Source organism: Timonella senegalensis JC301 (genome assembly GCF_000312125.1).
Lineage (GTDB): Bacteria > Actinomycetota > Actinomycetes > Actinomycetales > Cellulomonadaceae > Timonella > Timonella senegalensis.
In genome coordinates this window covers 1-14,083 of sequence record NZ_HE978645.1, presented here as the reverse complement: position 1 = coordinate 14,083, position 14,083 = coordinate 1, and the positions used below count along the sequence as shown (strand labels likewise).

The 14,083-nt window shown below is 62.7% G+C and carries 14 protein-coding genes; 11 read left to right on the top strand and 3 right to left on the bottom strand.

Annotated elements, in window-relative coordinates; translation table 11 throughout:
* Positions 1 to 7 precede the first annotated feature (7 nt).
* Together HGSM_RS12870 and HGSM_RS12865 are read right to left on the bottom strand one after the other, a co-directional pair.
* Positions 8 to 814 (bottom strand): formate/nitrite transporter family protein, encoded by an 807-nt coding sequence (locus tag HGSM_RS12870; RefSeq protein WP_019149178.1) that lies wholly within the window; start codon positions 812 to 814, stop codon positions 8 to 10.
* Positions 815 to 1,716: 902 nt separating this feature from the next.
* Positions 1,717 to 2,577 (bottom strand): HAD family hydrolase, encoded by an 861-nt coding sequence (locus HGSM_RS12865; protein WP_019149177.1) that lies wholly within the window; start codon positions 2,575 to 2,577, stop codon positions 1,717 to 1,719.
* A 272-nt stretch (positions 2,578 to 2,849) separates the two neighbouring features.
* Here HGSM_RS12865 and HGSM_RS12860 point away from each other — a divergent pair, with 272 nt between their 5' ends.
* From HGSM_RS12860 to HGSM_RS12815, 9 genes are all read left to right on the top strand, one after another.
* Positions 2,850 to 3,698, top strand: coding sequence for a P-loop NTPase family protein (locus tag HGSM_RS12860; protein ID WP_019149176.1), 849 nt, complete (start codon positions 2,850 to 2,852; stop codon positions 3,696 to 3,698).
* Positions 3,695 to 4,858: a TadA family conjugal transfer-associated ATPase gene (locus HGSM_RS12855; protein WP_019149175.1), complete on the top strand. Its 1,164-nt coding sequence runs from the start codon at positions 3,695 to 3,697 to the stop codon at positions 4,856 to 4,858. The genes HGSM_RS12860 and HGSM_RS12855 overlap by 4 nt, the downstream gene beginning before the upstream one ends.
* Positions 4,858 to 5,574 (top strand): type II secretion system F family protein, encoded by a 717-nt coding sequence (locus HGSM_RS14515; RefSeq protein WP_154646361.1) that lies wholly within the window; start codon positions 4,858 to 4,860, stop codon positions 5,572 to 5,574. The genes HGSM_RS12855 and HGSM_RS14515 overlap by 1 nt, the downstream gene beginning before the upstream one ends.
* Positions 5,535 to 6,059 carry a type II secretion system F family protein gene (locus tag HGSM_RS14235; RefSeq protein WP_326550047.1) on the top strand — a complete coding sequence of 175 codons (525 nt, stop codon included), beginning with the start codon at positions 5,535 to 5,537 and terminating at the stop codon, positions 6,057 to 6,059. The genes HGSM_RS14515 and HGSM_RS14235 overlap by 40 nt, the downstream gene beginning before the upstream one ends.
* A 205-nt stretch (positions 6,060 to 6,264) precedes the next feature.
* Positions 6,265 to 6,459 carry a DUF4244 domain-containing protein gene (locus tag HGSM_RS12840; RefSeq protein WP_019149171.1) on the top strand — a complete coding sequence of 65 codons (195 nt, stop codon included), beginning with the start codon at positions 6,265 to 6,267 and terminating at the stop codon, positions 6,457 to 6,459.
* Complete coding sequence (locus HGSM_RS12835; RefSeq protein WP_019149170.1) at positions 6,459 to 6,857, top strand: TadE/TadG family type IV pilus assembly protein; 399 nt, start codon at positions 6,459 to 6,461, stop codon at positions 6,855 to 6,857. The genes HGSM_RS12840 and HGSM_RS12835 overlap by 1 nt, the downstream gene beginning before the upstream one ends.
* Entirely contained in the window at positions 6,854 to 7,177 is a 324-nt protein-coding gene (locus HGSM_RS12825; protein WP_019149169.1) for an Rv3654c family TadE-like protein, read from the top strand. Before HGSM_RS12835 ends, HGSM_RS12825 begins: the two co-directional genes overlap by 4 nt.
* A 132-nt stretch (positions 7,178 to 7,309) precedes the next feature.
* Positions 7,310 to 8,602 carry an aminotransferase class I/II-fold pyridoxal phosphate-dependent enzyme gene (locus HGSM_RS12820; protein ID WP_019149168.1) on the top strand — a complete coding sequence of 431 codons (1,293 nt, stop codon included), beginning with the start codon at positions 7,310 to 7,312 and terminating at the stop codon, positions 8,600 to 8,602.
* Positions 8,603 to 8,615: 13 nt separating this feature from the next.
* Positions 8,616 to 8,951 carry a hypothetical protein gene (locus HGSM_RS12815; RefSeq protein WP_154646360.1) on the top strand — a complete coding sequence of 112 codons (336 nt, stop codon included), beginning with the start codon at positions 8,616 to 8,618 and terminating at the stop codon, positions 8,949 to 8,951.
* Between the two features lie 76 nt (positions 8,952 to 9,027).
* Here HGSM_RS12815 and HGSM_RS12810 read toward each other — a convergent pair whose 3' ends face one another.
* Positions 9,028 to 11,772 (bottom strand): DEAD/DEAH box helicase, encoded by a 2,745-nt coding sequence (locus HGSM_RS12810; protein ID WP_019149166.1) that lies wholly within the window; start codon positions 11,770 to 11,772, stop codon positions 9,028 to 9,030.
* Between the two features lie 255 nt (positions 11,773 to 12,027).
* Between HGSM_RS12810 and HGSM_RS12805 the strand changes: the two genes are divergently transcribed.
* Both HGSM_RS12805 and HGSM_RS12800 read left to right on the top strand, forming a co-directional pair.
* A complete protein-coding gene (locus HGSM_RS12805) occupies positions 12,028 to 13,317 on the top strand; it encodes an inorganic phosphate transporter (protein WP_154646368.1) in 1,290 nt (429 codons plus the stop codon).
* Complete coding sequence (locus tag HGSM_RS12800; RefSeq protein ID WP_019149164.1) at positions 13,314 to 13,544, top strand: hypothetical protein; 231 nt, start codon at positions 13,314 to 13,316, stop codon at positions 13,542 to 13,544. Before HGSM_RS12805 ends, HGSM_RS12800 begins: the two co-directional genes overlap by 4 nt.
* Positions 13,545 to 14,083 lie beyond the last annotated feature (539 nt).

Below are 14,083 nucleotides of genomic sequence, written 5' to 3'. Positions count from 1 at the left end.
CCCGAAACTACTTGTCGGCGCCGACCAGTTCAGGTGTGGGCTGCTGAGCCCTGGCGAGCGCTACGTAGCCCAAGCCCACGATCACTCCGCCTCCCACGAGGTTTCCAAGACCCGCAAACAGCATGTTGTTTGCCATGTCCCAGATGGTGACGTCGGGAACGCGTGCGAACAGCGCCAGCGAGAACGTGGTCATGTTCGCCACCACGTGTTCCAGCCCGCCCGTGATGAACGCGAGTGCGCACCAAAAAATGACGATCAGCTTGGCCACCTCGTTCTTGAGGCGGATTCCCGCCCAGATCGCCAGGCATACGATGATGTTGCACAGAACCGCCTTGAAGAAGATCTCCACGGGAGTGCCTTCTGCTTTGTGTACGGCGGTGTACTCAAGGTAGGCGTAGACCGCAGATCCGGGCTTGGCGATTCCTCCGAGGAACACTGCGAGTGCGAACAGAATCGAGCCAACGAGGTTTCCTGCGAAACAAAGTGTCAGTGTGCGTGCCCAGTTATAGAGAGAGATCGCACCGGTGCGTGCTCCCTGCGTCAGCGTCATCATCGTTGATGTCAGCAAATCGCTGCCCGCAACTGTCACGAGAGTCAGGGCGATTCCGAACACCAAACCGGACACGAGCTTTGCGGCGGGGTCATCGGCCAAGAGGAATGGACCGGCTGCTGCGCACATGAGGAGAACGCCGATCCCGATGTAGGAGCCGGCCAGCATGGTTGAAATGCCATACGGGACGAACCGGTAGGAGAGCGCGACCTTCTCTTGCGCAGAGTGGTCCTGATAGTCAATCGCTTGCGAGAGTGTCAGCACGTTTGAAGTGTTTCACGTGTGCAGAAGCGAGGTATGGGCCCTCGGTCATATGCGCGAGTTGTTTTATGGAAATCGGGCGTGACCCTCCCCACTCCGCTGGGTCCGCCTCTCCCCACTCCAACGAGAGTATTCCTGAGCCCACTCTCGACGTCGAGAGTGGGCTCAGGAATACTCTCGATGCCTTGGATGGGGTGGAGTGGGTGGAGTCGGTGGCGTGAAGTGTCATCGAACGGATGATTATTGATCCGTTGGATGCCGAACGGATCAATAATCATCCGTTCGATGATGGTTTTGTGTCCGGAGCTCCGGCGCTGGGGGGGAACTGGGGAACTGGGGGAACTGGGGGAACTGGGGAACTGGGGAACTGGGGGAACTGGGAAGCTCGGGATCTCGGGAGCTGGCGACGCTGGGAACTGGGAAGGTCGGGAGCGAAAAGAAAGACCCTGTGTCTGCACGGATGCACACACAGGGTCTCGGAACGCTAGTTCCAGGCCTGCCGAGCCCCACCCCCACGGCGTTCTCGACAGCTCGACGCGCGGTTTCCCGAGCGCCAATGAATCAACTCTCTCCGATGTAGTTCGGTGCTGCAATCGTGAGTAGTCACCATGTTCAAGTTGGGGATAACCAGGCATGTGGCCGCGCACGCTGGTACGAAGGCCACAGAGCTAAGGGTGAGGGAATCGTCGAGAAGCCGGACACGCTAATGGCACCCATTGGGTGCCATTAGGTCAGAATGCACTTGGTTATCAGGCGTTCAGTGTGTCTCGTTCCGAGGATCTTTCATCGGTCGAGGGTCCTATGCGTGGACCGATCGTACGTGGGTGCCAAGTGCGGCTTCTGGTAGTTCCAGTATGGGCGCTGACCACCGGAAAGCCAAGGGTGAACGTGATGGTGGTCACTTTTTATCCACGTGGTGGACGTCGCTTTGAAAGCCGTGCTGCGCGTATTACGAGTCCAACTCCAACTCCCGCAACCGCCAGCGAGCCAAGGACCAGCGCAGACTTGGCTGGAGTAGACATCTGTCCCAACGAAACTGGCTTCTCAAAGGTCAGCGAATCCCACCCCTGCTCGTCGCAGTACTTGCGGAAGGCCTTGTCCGCATTCACGGAATGTGGGTGGCCCACGGCGGCGAGCATCGGGATGTCCGTGATTGAGTCCGAATAGGCATAGGAGCGCGCGAGGTCGTAGCCACGCTCCTCGGCGAGCACGGTGATCGCAGAGGCCTTTCCCTCCCCGTACGCGTAGAACTCGATCTGGCCCGTGTATTTGCCATCGACGATCTCCATGCGGGTAGCGATCGCGTGATCAGCTCCCAGCATGGCCGCGATGGGATTGACCACCTCCGCCCCAGAGGCGGACACAATGACAATCGCGTGTCCACGCTCGCGGTGCGCCTGGATGAGGTCGAGGGCCTCGGCATACACGAACGGGTCAATGTATTGGTGCAGGGTATCGCTCACGATCGAGGTCACCTGTTCCACAGGCCAGCCCGTCACCAATGAGGACAACTGCTGGCGCATGCGCTCGGTTTGGTCAGCATTAGCGCCGCCGAGCATGAAGAGGAAGTGAGCGTACGCGCTGCGGAGAGCGGATGTCTTGGTAATGAGGCCCTTGTCGTAGAAGGGGCGGGAGAACGCAGCCGCGGACGAAGTGGCGATGATCGTCTTGTCTAGGTCAAAGAACGCGGCAATCTGACCCTCGCGCGCTAAGTTGCCGGGGACCGTGGGATCGTCACTGCGTTGTGCGTTGTGCGGTGTGCTCACAGCACGAGCCTACCCAGAATTGCCACCGGGTGAAACAAGAAATCTCATCGTCCGGGCTTTCCACAGGTAGACGAGTGAGATGGTCATCCACAGATTGTCCCGTGGCCCGGGAAAGTGGGAGTTCTTCCAGTTAAGTGGATGGAGCACCAGCTCGCACCAGCTCGCACCAGCGGCAAAACTCAGCCGCGGGGCCCCATGAACGTTTCTGCGCGCGGAAACATGGCGCATGAGCAATAGCGAGCGCCAGAACAGGAAGAACTAGGGAGACATCCATGTATACCGGGTCCGTCGAACGGTCGCAGAGTCCGATGGGCCAGGCAATCGCTTGTGTTGGCGCGGTCGGCGGGGTTGGAACGTCCACGGTTGCGCTCGCAGTCGCGGCCGCGAACCTCCAATCGGCTGACACGTGGTTCTTCGACGCCAGTGATCATCCCGGATCTCTGGAGGGGCTTCTTGGCGCGGAATCGATGCCGGGGATGCGCCTCCACGAGGTCCAAGGAGCGAGTGGACGGGTGAACATGGACGCACTGCGCCCACTCGTGCTTAATTACGGCGGGATCAGCGCGCTCTTGCACGGGAGGTTCACCCCGGAGCTCCCATACGGGGAGGCGCTGCGTTCCCTACTGCAGAGCGTGAAGGATGCCGAGGCCGACGCAGTGGTCGACGCGTCCATCTCGAGCGTGCTGGAACAAGCGGCTCTCTTTGACGCGGTGGTTCTCGTTGCTCCGCTATCCATGACCGGTCTCGCGGGCGCGTTCGGTGTCAAAGCCCGCATTGCACAGGCAGGCATCCCTGCCGGCCTAGTACTCGTGGAGCGCGTCCGCCTTGGGAAACTCGGGTTCCCGCGCGGAGGTGCATCCCTTTCCCCCGATCAGTTTGCGCAAGCGCTAGGCCTACCGGTTTGGTCGGTTCTGCAGCATCGCGCGGAGGTTGGGAGGGCAATCGAACTCGGATTTGGTCCGTTGAGGGCAGGCGGGAGGAGTGAGCGCCAGCTAGCACTGTGTGGCGCTCGAGTCCTGTCCGGGGTGCACTCGGTGGCGAGTCCTCGTGGGCGCGGTACCCAGCACCCCTCAGATCGTGCGTGGGCTTCCAGGGCGCTAGACAGGAGGAACGTTCGATGAATGGGAGCGAGCAAGAACAGATCAACGAGATCCGTCGGGTCCTCGCCCACGATTCTGCTGCCGCCTCGAGTTCGGAGATTTCCCGCGTGGTGGAGTCTCACCAGCTGGCAATCGGTTCGTCGGCCATCGCGGCGCTCACTCAACGTGCGCACACGGAAGTCTCGGGGACCGGGCCGCTCCAGGTCTACCTCGACGATCCCGCAGTAACGGACGTCCTAGTCAACGACTACAACGACGCCTGGATTGACAGGGGAGCGGGTCTCGAACGTATCCCGCTCAACCTTGGCGGACCAACCCAGTTGAGGGCGCTCGCGGTCAGGCTGGCTTCGGCATGCGGTGCGCGACTCGACGATTCGAGCCCGCAGGTGGACGGCCGCCTCCCTGACGGAACCCGCCTCCACGGGCTACTGCACCCCGTGTGCGAATCGGCTGCCACTATTTCCCTCCGTACCTCGCGAGCCCGCGCACTGACCCTCGCGGAACTTGTAGAAACCCGGACAATCCCCGCCGCCTGGCATCCACTGCTCGCGGGAATCATCAGCGCACGCCTCAACTTCCTAGTTTCCGGTGCAACAGGCACGGGCAAGACCACCCTCCTGTCCACCCTCCTGTCCCTCTGCGACCAGCGCGAACGCATCATCATTGTGGAAGAATCACGCGAGGTGAGGCCGAACCACCCGCACGTCCTGTCTCTCGAGACCAAACGGCCTAACATCGAGGGGCGCGGCGAGCTCAACCAAGTAGCACTTGTGCGCAACACCCTGCGGATGCGCCCGGACAGGGTTGTAGTGGGGGAGTGCCGCGGCGCCGAGGTGCGTGACATGCTCATCGCGCTCAACACGGGGCACGAAGGCGGATCCGGAACGATCCATGCGAACTCCGCTATGGACATTCCGGCAAGACTCGAGGCGTTGGGCGCGCTTGCGGGCATGAGCAGGCCCGCGCTCGCGGCCCAGGCCGCAAGCGCCCTTGACCTCGTCATTCACTTGCGCCGGACTCTCGATCCGTCGGGCTTCTACCGCAGGTTCGTCAGCGAAATCGCGGTCCTCCACCTCGACGAGAGTGGCTATCTCGAGGCGGTCCCCGCGTTCTCGTGGTCGGGCGATGGCCCGCCCCAGTCGTTCCCGGGCGCTCGGTCGATCTTGGCTCGGCTTGGCTGATGGACACTGCTCAGTTCATCGTTACAGCGGCCGCATTGCTCGCGTCTCTGGAGTTCCTCGTCGGGCGCGCTTCGAGGCCCCGTCGTGCTCGGATCCGCAGCATTAGAGGCGTGCGCGGCGCAGGCACGCCCGGCGCTCTGAGGCCGTGGCTCGAGAAGACCTTTCCCACTGTGATGCGTTCGGGCCCGGCCGAGTCGTCGGTCGATGGGTCGCGGCGTGGCGTCCTGCAGCACATGCGAGATCTGCTGCAGGTGGGGTTCGGGCAGGCGCAGGCATGGTCGACCCTGGGCGTTGTCACTGATGACCGGGGCATTCCGCTTGCGCGATCGCTCGCCCACGCGCTCGCCGCGGATTCGGGGGTGCATTCCGCTGATTCTGCGGCTCACGCGCGCGCAATTGTGGTTGCGTGCGCTGTCGCGCACGAACTGGGTTCGCCCCTCGCCCCCACCCTCGCGGGTGTGGACCGCGCAATTTACGACGATAGAGCAGCTTCCATGGAACGCACCGTCGCCATGTCAGGTCCCGCCGCGTCGGCCCGGTTGTTGCAGTTGTTGCCGGCTGTGGGCGTCGGGCTCTCGTACTTTTTGGGTGCCAATCCGCTTGCTTGGTATGTGGAAACCTTGCCCGGGGCGGTTGTCGCAACGGCCGGTTTGACGCTCGTGGTGGTGGGGCGTGCGTGGACGGCTGCACTCATCTCTCGGGCGCGAAAGGGGTAACGGTGGTTCGGGGATCCCGGTTGCGGGCAATTGCGCGGGTGGATTGTCCGGAGGTAGATCTTCCTGCAGCTCTAGTTATTGAGTTGGTTTCCACGGCACTAGCCTCGGGCACCCCCATTCCGCGAGCCTTCGAAGTTGTGGGAAGCGCCATGGATAGCGATCAGGGTGCTGGACTCGCCGCGGTGGGGAGGCTGCTCACGCTCGGCGCAACGTGGACGGAGGCATGGTTGCAGGGACCGCGGGAACTCTTTGAGATTCGAGATTCGCTCGAACTGTCGTGGTCAACGGGTGCCCCGGTTGCAGGGTTGCTCGCTTCTGCATCCGCTCGCACCCGGGATCGTGACCTGGCTTCAGCGAAGGCTCGCGCCCAGAAGCTTGGCGTGCTCGTGGTTCTTCCGTTGGGCCTCTGCTTCCTACCTGCATTCATTCTCTTGGCAATCATTCCGTTGCTTACGTACCTCGGGATTGGCCTCCTCGCGCGTTGAGCGTCCTGCCCAAGCTGTGCCACCTCGCCTCGTGGTTCTCCCGTTCACGTTCGTCCACAGGCCGGGCAAAGATGCTGTTCATCCTCAGATTTGCTCAGCGCGGTCCACGGGAACGTTGAAGGCGTCAGGGTGGAGAAACGCAGCGGGACCCACCGCTGTCCGGTGCACCAGTGCACCGGACCAACCCTCGAATAAAGGAGCACCCATGTTCACCTCACTCATCCACCGCACCCGTAACCGAATTTCACTGACCAAGGAGCAGGGCCTTGCCACTGCAGAGTACGCGATCGCGATGATCGCCGCGGCGGGCTTCGCCGGGCTGCTCATCCTCGTCCTCAAGTCCGATCCCGTCAAGGAGCTGCTGACCACGATCATTCAGACAGCACTCGGTACTCGCTGATGCGCCCCGATGACGACACCGTGGCGGAGACACAGCAGAATCAAGAGCCCGAATCGGAGCGGGGAAGTGCAACGGTCGAGTTTGCACTCGTGCTCCCCGCCGTTGTGCTCGTCATCGGTCTACTCATGTCATTGGTTGTTGCTGGCTTTATGGGCGCCGCCGTCCAGGAGGAATCGCGGACGGCGGCGCGCCTCGCCGGTGTGGGGGCGAGTCGTTCCGAGATCCTTGGGAGCATTGCCACCGAGGGCGCCACCCTCGGTATCCGCAACGACGGGCACTGGGTCACCGCGACTGTTCGTGCGCAGGTGACCCTGGTGGGAATGGGACTTCCCGGAGTATTTGTGGAGGGCACGTCCACCGCTTTCCGGGAGCCCGCGCTGGACGAGGTGCAGAAATGAGCCGCGAACAGGGGAGCGCGCTGGTCGTGGTTCTCGCAGCCGTGTCGGCGCTTTCCCTGATCATCGGGGTCTTGGCTCTCGTGGCGCATCGAGCCACGGACGAGGCTCGGGCCCAGTCCATCGCGGACCTTTCGGCGCTCGCAGCAGCTTACGAACTGCACAATGGCAGCGGTGATCCGTGCGAGCTGGCGCGCGAGACTGCCGCCCACAACGCGGGCGGAAAAGCCCTGGTCGCCTGCGCCATACACACTTCAACCGTCGAGGTTACCGTCACCCTTCGCGCCGCGAACGCGAGGGCAGTTGCAGGACCAGCCTCGTGAATATTGTGATGTCCTCGGAAAGGCGGCGCGAAACGCCATTCAGTGCGGATCGATATCTGCCTAAGATAGGAACGCTGGGCAAAACCGCCCGCTTCGAGTACCACCAGCGCACTGGCCGAGAGGTTTACCGGTATGTCGTCCCCGAGCGAATTCGATTCGTTGTCTGCACAGGAACTAGAGGCTGCATTTGCGGAGATCACCGCATCGTACGCAGACCTGAAGGCCAAGGGACTCTCCTTTGACCTGACCCGTGGAAAGCCTGCTCCGGAGCAGTTGGATCTGTCCAGCGGGCTACTTGCGCTTCCGGGCGAGGGAAATTTCAAGGACGGTTCGGGAACCGATGTTCGCAACTACGGCGGACTGACCGGCCTGCCAGAACTCCGCGCAATCTTCGCGGAACTGCTCAACACCGATGTTGCCAACCTGATCGCCTCGGGCAACTCCAGCCTCGAGATCATGCACGACCTAATTGCATACTCGCTGCTCTATGGCACCAACGACTCCGAACGCCCATGGTCCAAGGAAGAGCAGATCTCCTTCCTGGCACCTGTGCCCGGTTACGACCGCCACTTCGCCATCTGCGAAGCCTTTGGCATCAACATGATCCCCGTGCCGCTTGGCCAGAACGGCCCAGACATGGCGCGCGTCAAGGAACTGGTTGCTTCCGACGCCTCGATCAAGGGCATCTGGTGCGTTCCCACGTACTCCAACCCCACGGGTGCCACGTACTCGGAAGAAATCACACGCGAGCTCGTGTCCATGAGCACCGCTGCAGCTGATTTCCGCATCATCTGGGACAACGCGTACGCCGTCCACACACTAGTTGACGAGGCGCCAAAAGCCCTCGACATCATCGCTTTTGCGGCAGAGGCCGGTAACCCGAACCGCCCGTTCGTGGTTGCCTCGACCTCCAAGATCACCTTTGCGGGCTCGGGAGTGGCAGCTTTTGCCTCCTCCGCCGCCAACCAGTCCTGGTACCAGTCCCACGCATCCAAGCGTTCGATTGGTCCGGACAAGGTCAACCAGCTCCGACACGTCCTGTTCTTCGGTGACGCCCAGGGCGTCATTGACCACATGGCCAAGCACCGTGACATCTTGCGTCCCAAGTTTGATGCGCTTCTTCAAATTCTCGACGATCGACTTGGCTCTGCGGGTGTGGCCACTTGGACCCGCCCAGAGGGAGGCTACTTTGTCTCGCTCGATGTCATCCCTGGCACCGCAAAGCGCGTAGTCCAGCTGGCAAAGGAGGCTGGAATCTCGCTCACTGGCGCAGGTTCGGCATTCCCGTACGGTGAAGACCCGCAGAACACGAACATCCGCCTTGCGCCAAGTTTCCCTTCGCTGGACGAGGTCAAGGACGCGATGGACGGTGTTGCGACCTGCGTTCTGTACGCTGCGCTCGAGCACAAGCTCGCGGCAAACTAGAACCAGGCCGCAGGTGTCTACGTCAGAATTCGGTGGATCCGTGCAGTCCGAGCCGCCCACAAACACGGGTGGTGAGCCGCCCGCAATCGAGGGCCACGACGCCGCCAATCCGGTCAAGAAGCGCGGGCCAAGCCCCATTCCTCCGGAGTTGCGCTCGCTCCAGAAGTCTCTTGAAGCCAAGGAACACGCAGCGGACAGCGCCCGCAGGGCGCGAAACATCGAGGTCGCACGGTTGCGGGACGAGGCAAAAATCAGCCAGTATCGGATAGCCAAGTGGCTCGGGGTGACCGAGCGGGCCGTCATGCTCATGGCAAAACAAGGCCGCGAGTACGGGGCCGAGGAGCGCTAGGCGAGTCAATCGTCGTGAATAAGAAGCCCGGTGGGGAGCGTATGCTCCCCACCGGGCTTTGTGCTTTCCGGGCCCGTTAGGGCGCGGAGGGACTGCCGGTGAGAACGGTGCGGAGCAGGCGGATCGCACCCGACTTGGACAGCGGGTTATTGCCGTTTCCGCATTTGGGGGACTGGACGCAGGCGGGGCAGCCGTCCGCGCAACCGCAGCTGGAGATGGCCTCGAGGGTCGCGGTCAGCCACTCCCGGGCCATGCCGTAGCCGCGCTCGGCAAAGCCGGCGCCACCGGGCAGGGCGTCGTAGACGAACACGGTGGCGCGTTCGGTGTCCACGTGCAGGGCTGTGGAGACGCCGCCCAAATCCCAGCGGTCGCACGTGGCGAGCAGCGGGAGGAGGCCGATCGAGGCGTGCTCGGCGGCGTGTAGCGCGCCGGGCGCCTCCTCCATGTCGAGGCCGGCGACCTCGAGCAGTTCGGCGGACACAGTCCACCAAGCCGCAGTGGTCTCCAGTGTGCGGACCGGCAGGTCAAGCGTGTCATTGGATAGGATTTCGCCGCTCGGGATGCGTCGGCGGTTGAATCCGACCACCTGTCCGTGGACGTCCACTTTGCCAAATCCCCACTCCACATGTGGGCGAGTTCCTGTGGATGCGCTCGGTGCACCTTGCGTGCCGTAAGCACCGGGCAACGTGACGTCCCAACTCTTCTCCTGGAGCGTCTCGCGGATCTCGATTGAGGTGACATCTCGCGACCACGTTGTATAGGTGGTGGCCTCGCGGTCCACGAGCGCGATCGCCTCCGCGTAGTTGTACTCGGCAACCACGTAGGTTTCGCCCTGGTGCACGTACACGGCGCCGTTGTGAACCTGGCTGTCAGCCTGGGCAGCGTCCACTGTCCCCAGCAGTCGGCCGCTCTCGCGCTCCACCACTTGCACGGGGGTCCCGCCCTCGCCGCGGATATTGGTGAAGTCTGCGGCGTTCTGCTCGTGCGTCCAGTACCAGCCCTTCTCCCTGCGGCGCAGGGTCCCGCGCTCGGTCAGTTGATTGAGTAGATTCCGGGCCACCTGGCCGCCGAGGTACTCGATCTCGGATTCCTTGATGGGGAGCTCGGAAGCTGCTGTGCAGAGGTGTCCGGCCAGCACATACGGGTTGGTCGGGTCAAACACGGTGGCCTCGACCGGGGTGTCAAAGATGGCCTCGGGGTGGTTGACCAGGTAGGTATCGAGTGGGTCCTCACGGGCGATGAACACGACCATGCCGTCGGCGCCCGCGCGTCCAGCTCGCCCCGCCTGCTGCCACATAGACACGCGTGTGCCCGGCCACCCCACGATGAGCACAGCGTCCAAGCCCGAGATGTCAACGCCAAGTTCTAGCGCGTTCGTGGTGGCCAGCGCCTTGATCTTTCCGGTGCGGATGGCGGCCTCGAGTTCCCTGCGCTCCTCGGGCAGGTAGCCGCCGCGGTAAGCCGCCACGGAGTTCACCAGCCTCGGGTTGACGTGGGAAAGCAGGTCCTGGGTGTGGCTCGCAACGTTTTCGGCACCGCGGCGCGAGCGGGTAAACGCGAGCGATCGCACGGAGTGGGACGCCAGGTCGGCCAATAGGTCCGCGGCCTCTGCAGTGGCGGCTCGTCGGGGCTGCTCCGGGGCTGGCGCATCAACAATCGCGGTCGCGTCGGACGCAGGGCCAGTCAAGGAGTCGTCCAGCGCTCCCCACGGATCGGGGCCGCCGCCGTCCCAGCTCCCGTTGGCCCAACTCTCGCCCTCTCCATCTCCGGTACCAGCGCCACCGGCACCCGCACCCGCGCCACCGATACCAGCGCCACCGGCGTTCCACGACCCCACATCCCACGGGTCCACGAGCCCACCCAGGTCATCGCCGCCAACGACGGAAAATCCCGAACCGCCACCGGTTCGTGCTGCACGGCCCGAGTCAGGAGAATCTGAATCAAACGGAACCATCTGCGGGGGCTGCCACAGAGCAAAGGTCTTGTTGCCGCGAGGTGACGTGTCCTCTACAACGGCAGCAATATCGTCGGGACTCACGCCTATCAGGCGAGCGGCGCTAGCCGCGGGATCGGCGGTGGTGGCAGAAGCCACCACAAAAGTAGGGCCATCACCAGAGGTATACGTGGCAGACGAGCGGTAGTACTGGACGATCCGCTGCAGCCGGCGCAGAACCAAAGAGACGTGCGCGCCAAATACGCCGCGGTAAGAGTGGCCCTCGTCAATGATGACGTAGCGCAGACGCTTCAAAAAGCTGGCCCAGCGGGCGTGACCGGGGAGCATCGAGTAATGCAGGTAGTCCGGGTTGGTCAGGACGACGTCGCTGTGCGCCTGGATCCACTTGCGGGCCTCGAACGGGGTGTCGCCGTCGCAGGTGTCCACTGCGATGTCGGTGATTCCGGCAGCCTTCAGGAGCGCGGTAACCGAGGTGAGCTGGTCCTGCGCCAGTGCCTTGGTGGGGGACAGATATAGGACGGTGCCGCGGGAGCGCACACCCTCAATTCGTCCACGCGCAAACTCGTCAGACGCGCCGCGAACGGACGTGAGCGCTGGAACCCAGTAGGACAGGGACTTGCCCGAGCCCGTGGAAGTCGCCAGCGCAACGTGCCTGCCCGACCACGCCGCGTCAGCGGCGAGGGCCTGGTGCACCCAGGGCGTACCGGCCCCGCGGGCCTCCAACCCCACAAGCAACTGCGGGGAAACCCAATCCGGCCAGCGCGCCGTCTGCCCCGCACGCGCGCTAATGCGGTGGACGTGCGTTAGCCGGTCGGCGCGCCGCCCACCGGCGGTCAGAATGTCTAGGAGTTCATCAGCGCGGGGCACCACATCATTGTGTCACTGGTGCATGCGTCGTCTGAAACAAACCCAAAACCGGACGAGCGGGACACCCGTTATCCGCACCAGAAAGCCATTGCGTGGTGGCCCAGGTCATATTCCGTTTACTTTGTGAGACACGCCCGAGGTGCAAAACGCCGGACACGCCCAGCCAAGGTGAACGGAAGGTGAACAACAAAGTAGACGTTCCTTAAATGGGTGTCCACGGGTTGAATCAGGCTCCACGATGGAAGGGTGAACGAGATGACCCTACTCGTCCTTGTCGTTATGACCGCCTTGGCGTTTGACTTCACCAATGGCTTCCACGACACGGGCAACGCAATGGCAACGTCGATCGCGACGCGAGCCCTCAAGCCTAAAACCGCAGTGACCCTTTCCGCGGTCCTGAACCTGGTCGGTGCCTTCCTGTCGCTTGCTGTCGCAGCAACGATCGCCAAGGGCATCGTCGACGCTAACGTGATCACGCTCGAGGTAGTCCTCGCGGGTCTCGTAGGCGGTATCGTCTGGAACCTGTTGACGTGGCTCTTTGGTATCCCGTCCAGTTCCTCTCACGCTCTAGTTGGTGGAATGGTCGGCGCGGTCCTCGCAGCCGTCGGCACCAGCGGTGTTATCTGGAGCGGAGTTGTCTCCAAGGTCGCGCTTCCGGCGTTGATCGCCCCAACTCTTGCAATCTTTGTTTCCGCGGTTGGTACCTGGCTCGTCGCCCGGATCACCCGCACCGTTCCTGCCGAAGCTCAGGACAAGGCTTTCCGCTGGGGCCAGATCGGCTCCGCTTCCCTGGTGTCCCTGGCGCACGGTACAAACGACGCCCAGAAGTCCATGGGAATCATCCTTCTCGCGCTGATCGCTGCAGGCCAGGCTGGACCAGACTCGAGCGTTCCGTTCTGGGTCATCGTCTCCTGTGCTGGCTTCATGGCGCTGGGCACCTACCTCGGTGGATGGCGAGTCATCCGCACGCTCGGTAAGGGCCTCGTTGAGATCGACACCCGTCAGGGCATGGCCGCTGAGACTTCGTCCGCTGCCGTCATCTTCATGTCGAGCTACTTCGGCTTCTCGCTGTCCACCACGCACGTTGCCACCGGATCCGTCATGGGTTCCGGCGTGGGCATGCCAGGTGCGCACGTTCGCTGGGGCGTTGCCAAGAAGATGTTCCTCGCGTGGATCGTTACCCTGCCTGCTGCCGGCATTGTGGGTGCAGCCTGCTACGCAATCCAGCACTTCATCGGTGGCGCTATGGGTTCCATCGTGGTCTTCGCTCTGCTGATCGCTGTTTCCGCATGGATGTTCATGCACTCGCGCCGCGCCCCAATCAACGCTAACAACGTGAACGACGACTGGGACGGCGACGCTGAGCCAGCCGTGGACGGAGAGTCTGCTGCTCCTTCGGCTGCGGTTGCTGCTTCGGTTGCTGCTGCAACGACCGCTCAGGACCCGGCCGAAGTTGCCACCTTGGTTTCGGTCGGTGCGGGCCTGGATAACGTGCACGACTTTATTCCCTCCGATGACAACTACGAGATGCGAGGCCAGAAATGATTGAGTGGAACGCACTTGGCAGCGTGCTCATCGCCGGATTGATCCTTGGCGCCGGTTTGCCTGCGCTCTTTGCCCTCGGGGTAAAGCTCCTGACTCCGGTGGCCTCTGGTCCGGTTGTCACTCCTGTGACTGGCGCTCGTAAGTTCGCCGGATACGCATGCTTTGGCGTTTGCCTTCTTGCGGTCGTCGCAGGCGTTGTGTTCCTCGCCTATGGCGGACACAGCTAAGTCTCTTCACAGTAAGTAGGGCGGCCACTCCTCAAAGGAGTGGCCGCCCTACTTTGTTTTACGCGCTGGTTTCCTTGTTTGGTGGGCTCAGTAATTGCGTGGCGCTGTCCGCGGGACTGCTTTTTGTGTGAGCGCTATGCATTGTGTGCCCGTCCGTTGGCGTGGTGCCTGGCTTGGCTCCTGATTCACGACGATCTGGGTGACGTTTAAGCCGCCACTTCCGCGGGCTAGTACCTGGGTGGGGGAGGGGTAGGGGGCGCTAGGGTGGGCGTGCTGGCGCGGGCCTACCGGCTGTGTGTCTGTCTGGGTTGGTCAGGGTGGACGGGATGATGCGGGGCTGGTTGCGCTCTGAAAAGGCGGAATAGCTGGCACATACCGGCAGTGGCAAGGGCGCGCCCGGATCCTGTGTCTGGGGTCACGTGTTTGCAGGTGGCGGGCGGTCTTTCACGCGTGTATTGTTGGTTGAGTTCGCTTCGCGGGACGTCAGTTCAAGCGGAAATGTTCGCTCAGACTTCGGTTTGAGTCTGAACGGTTTCTGA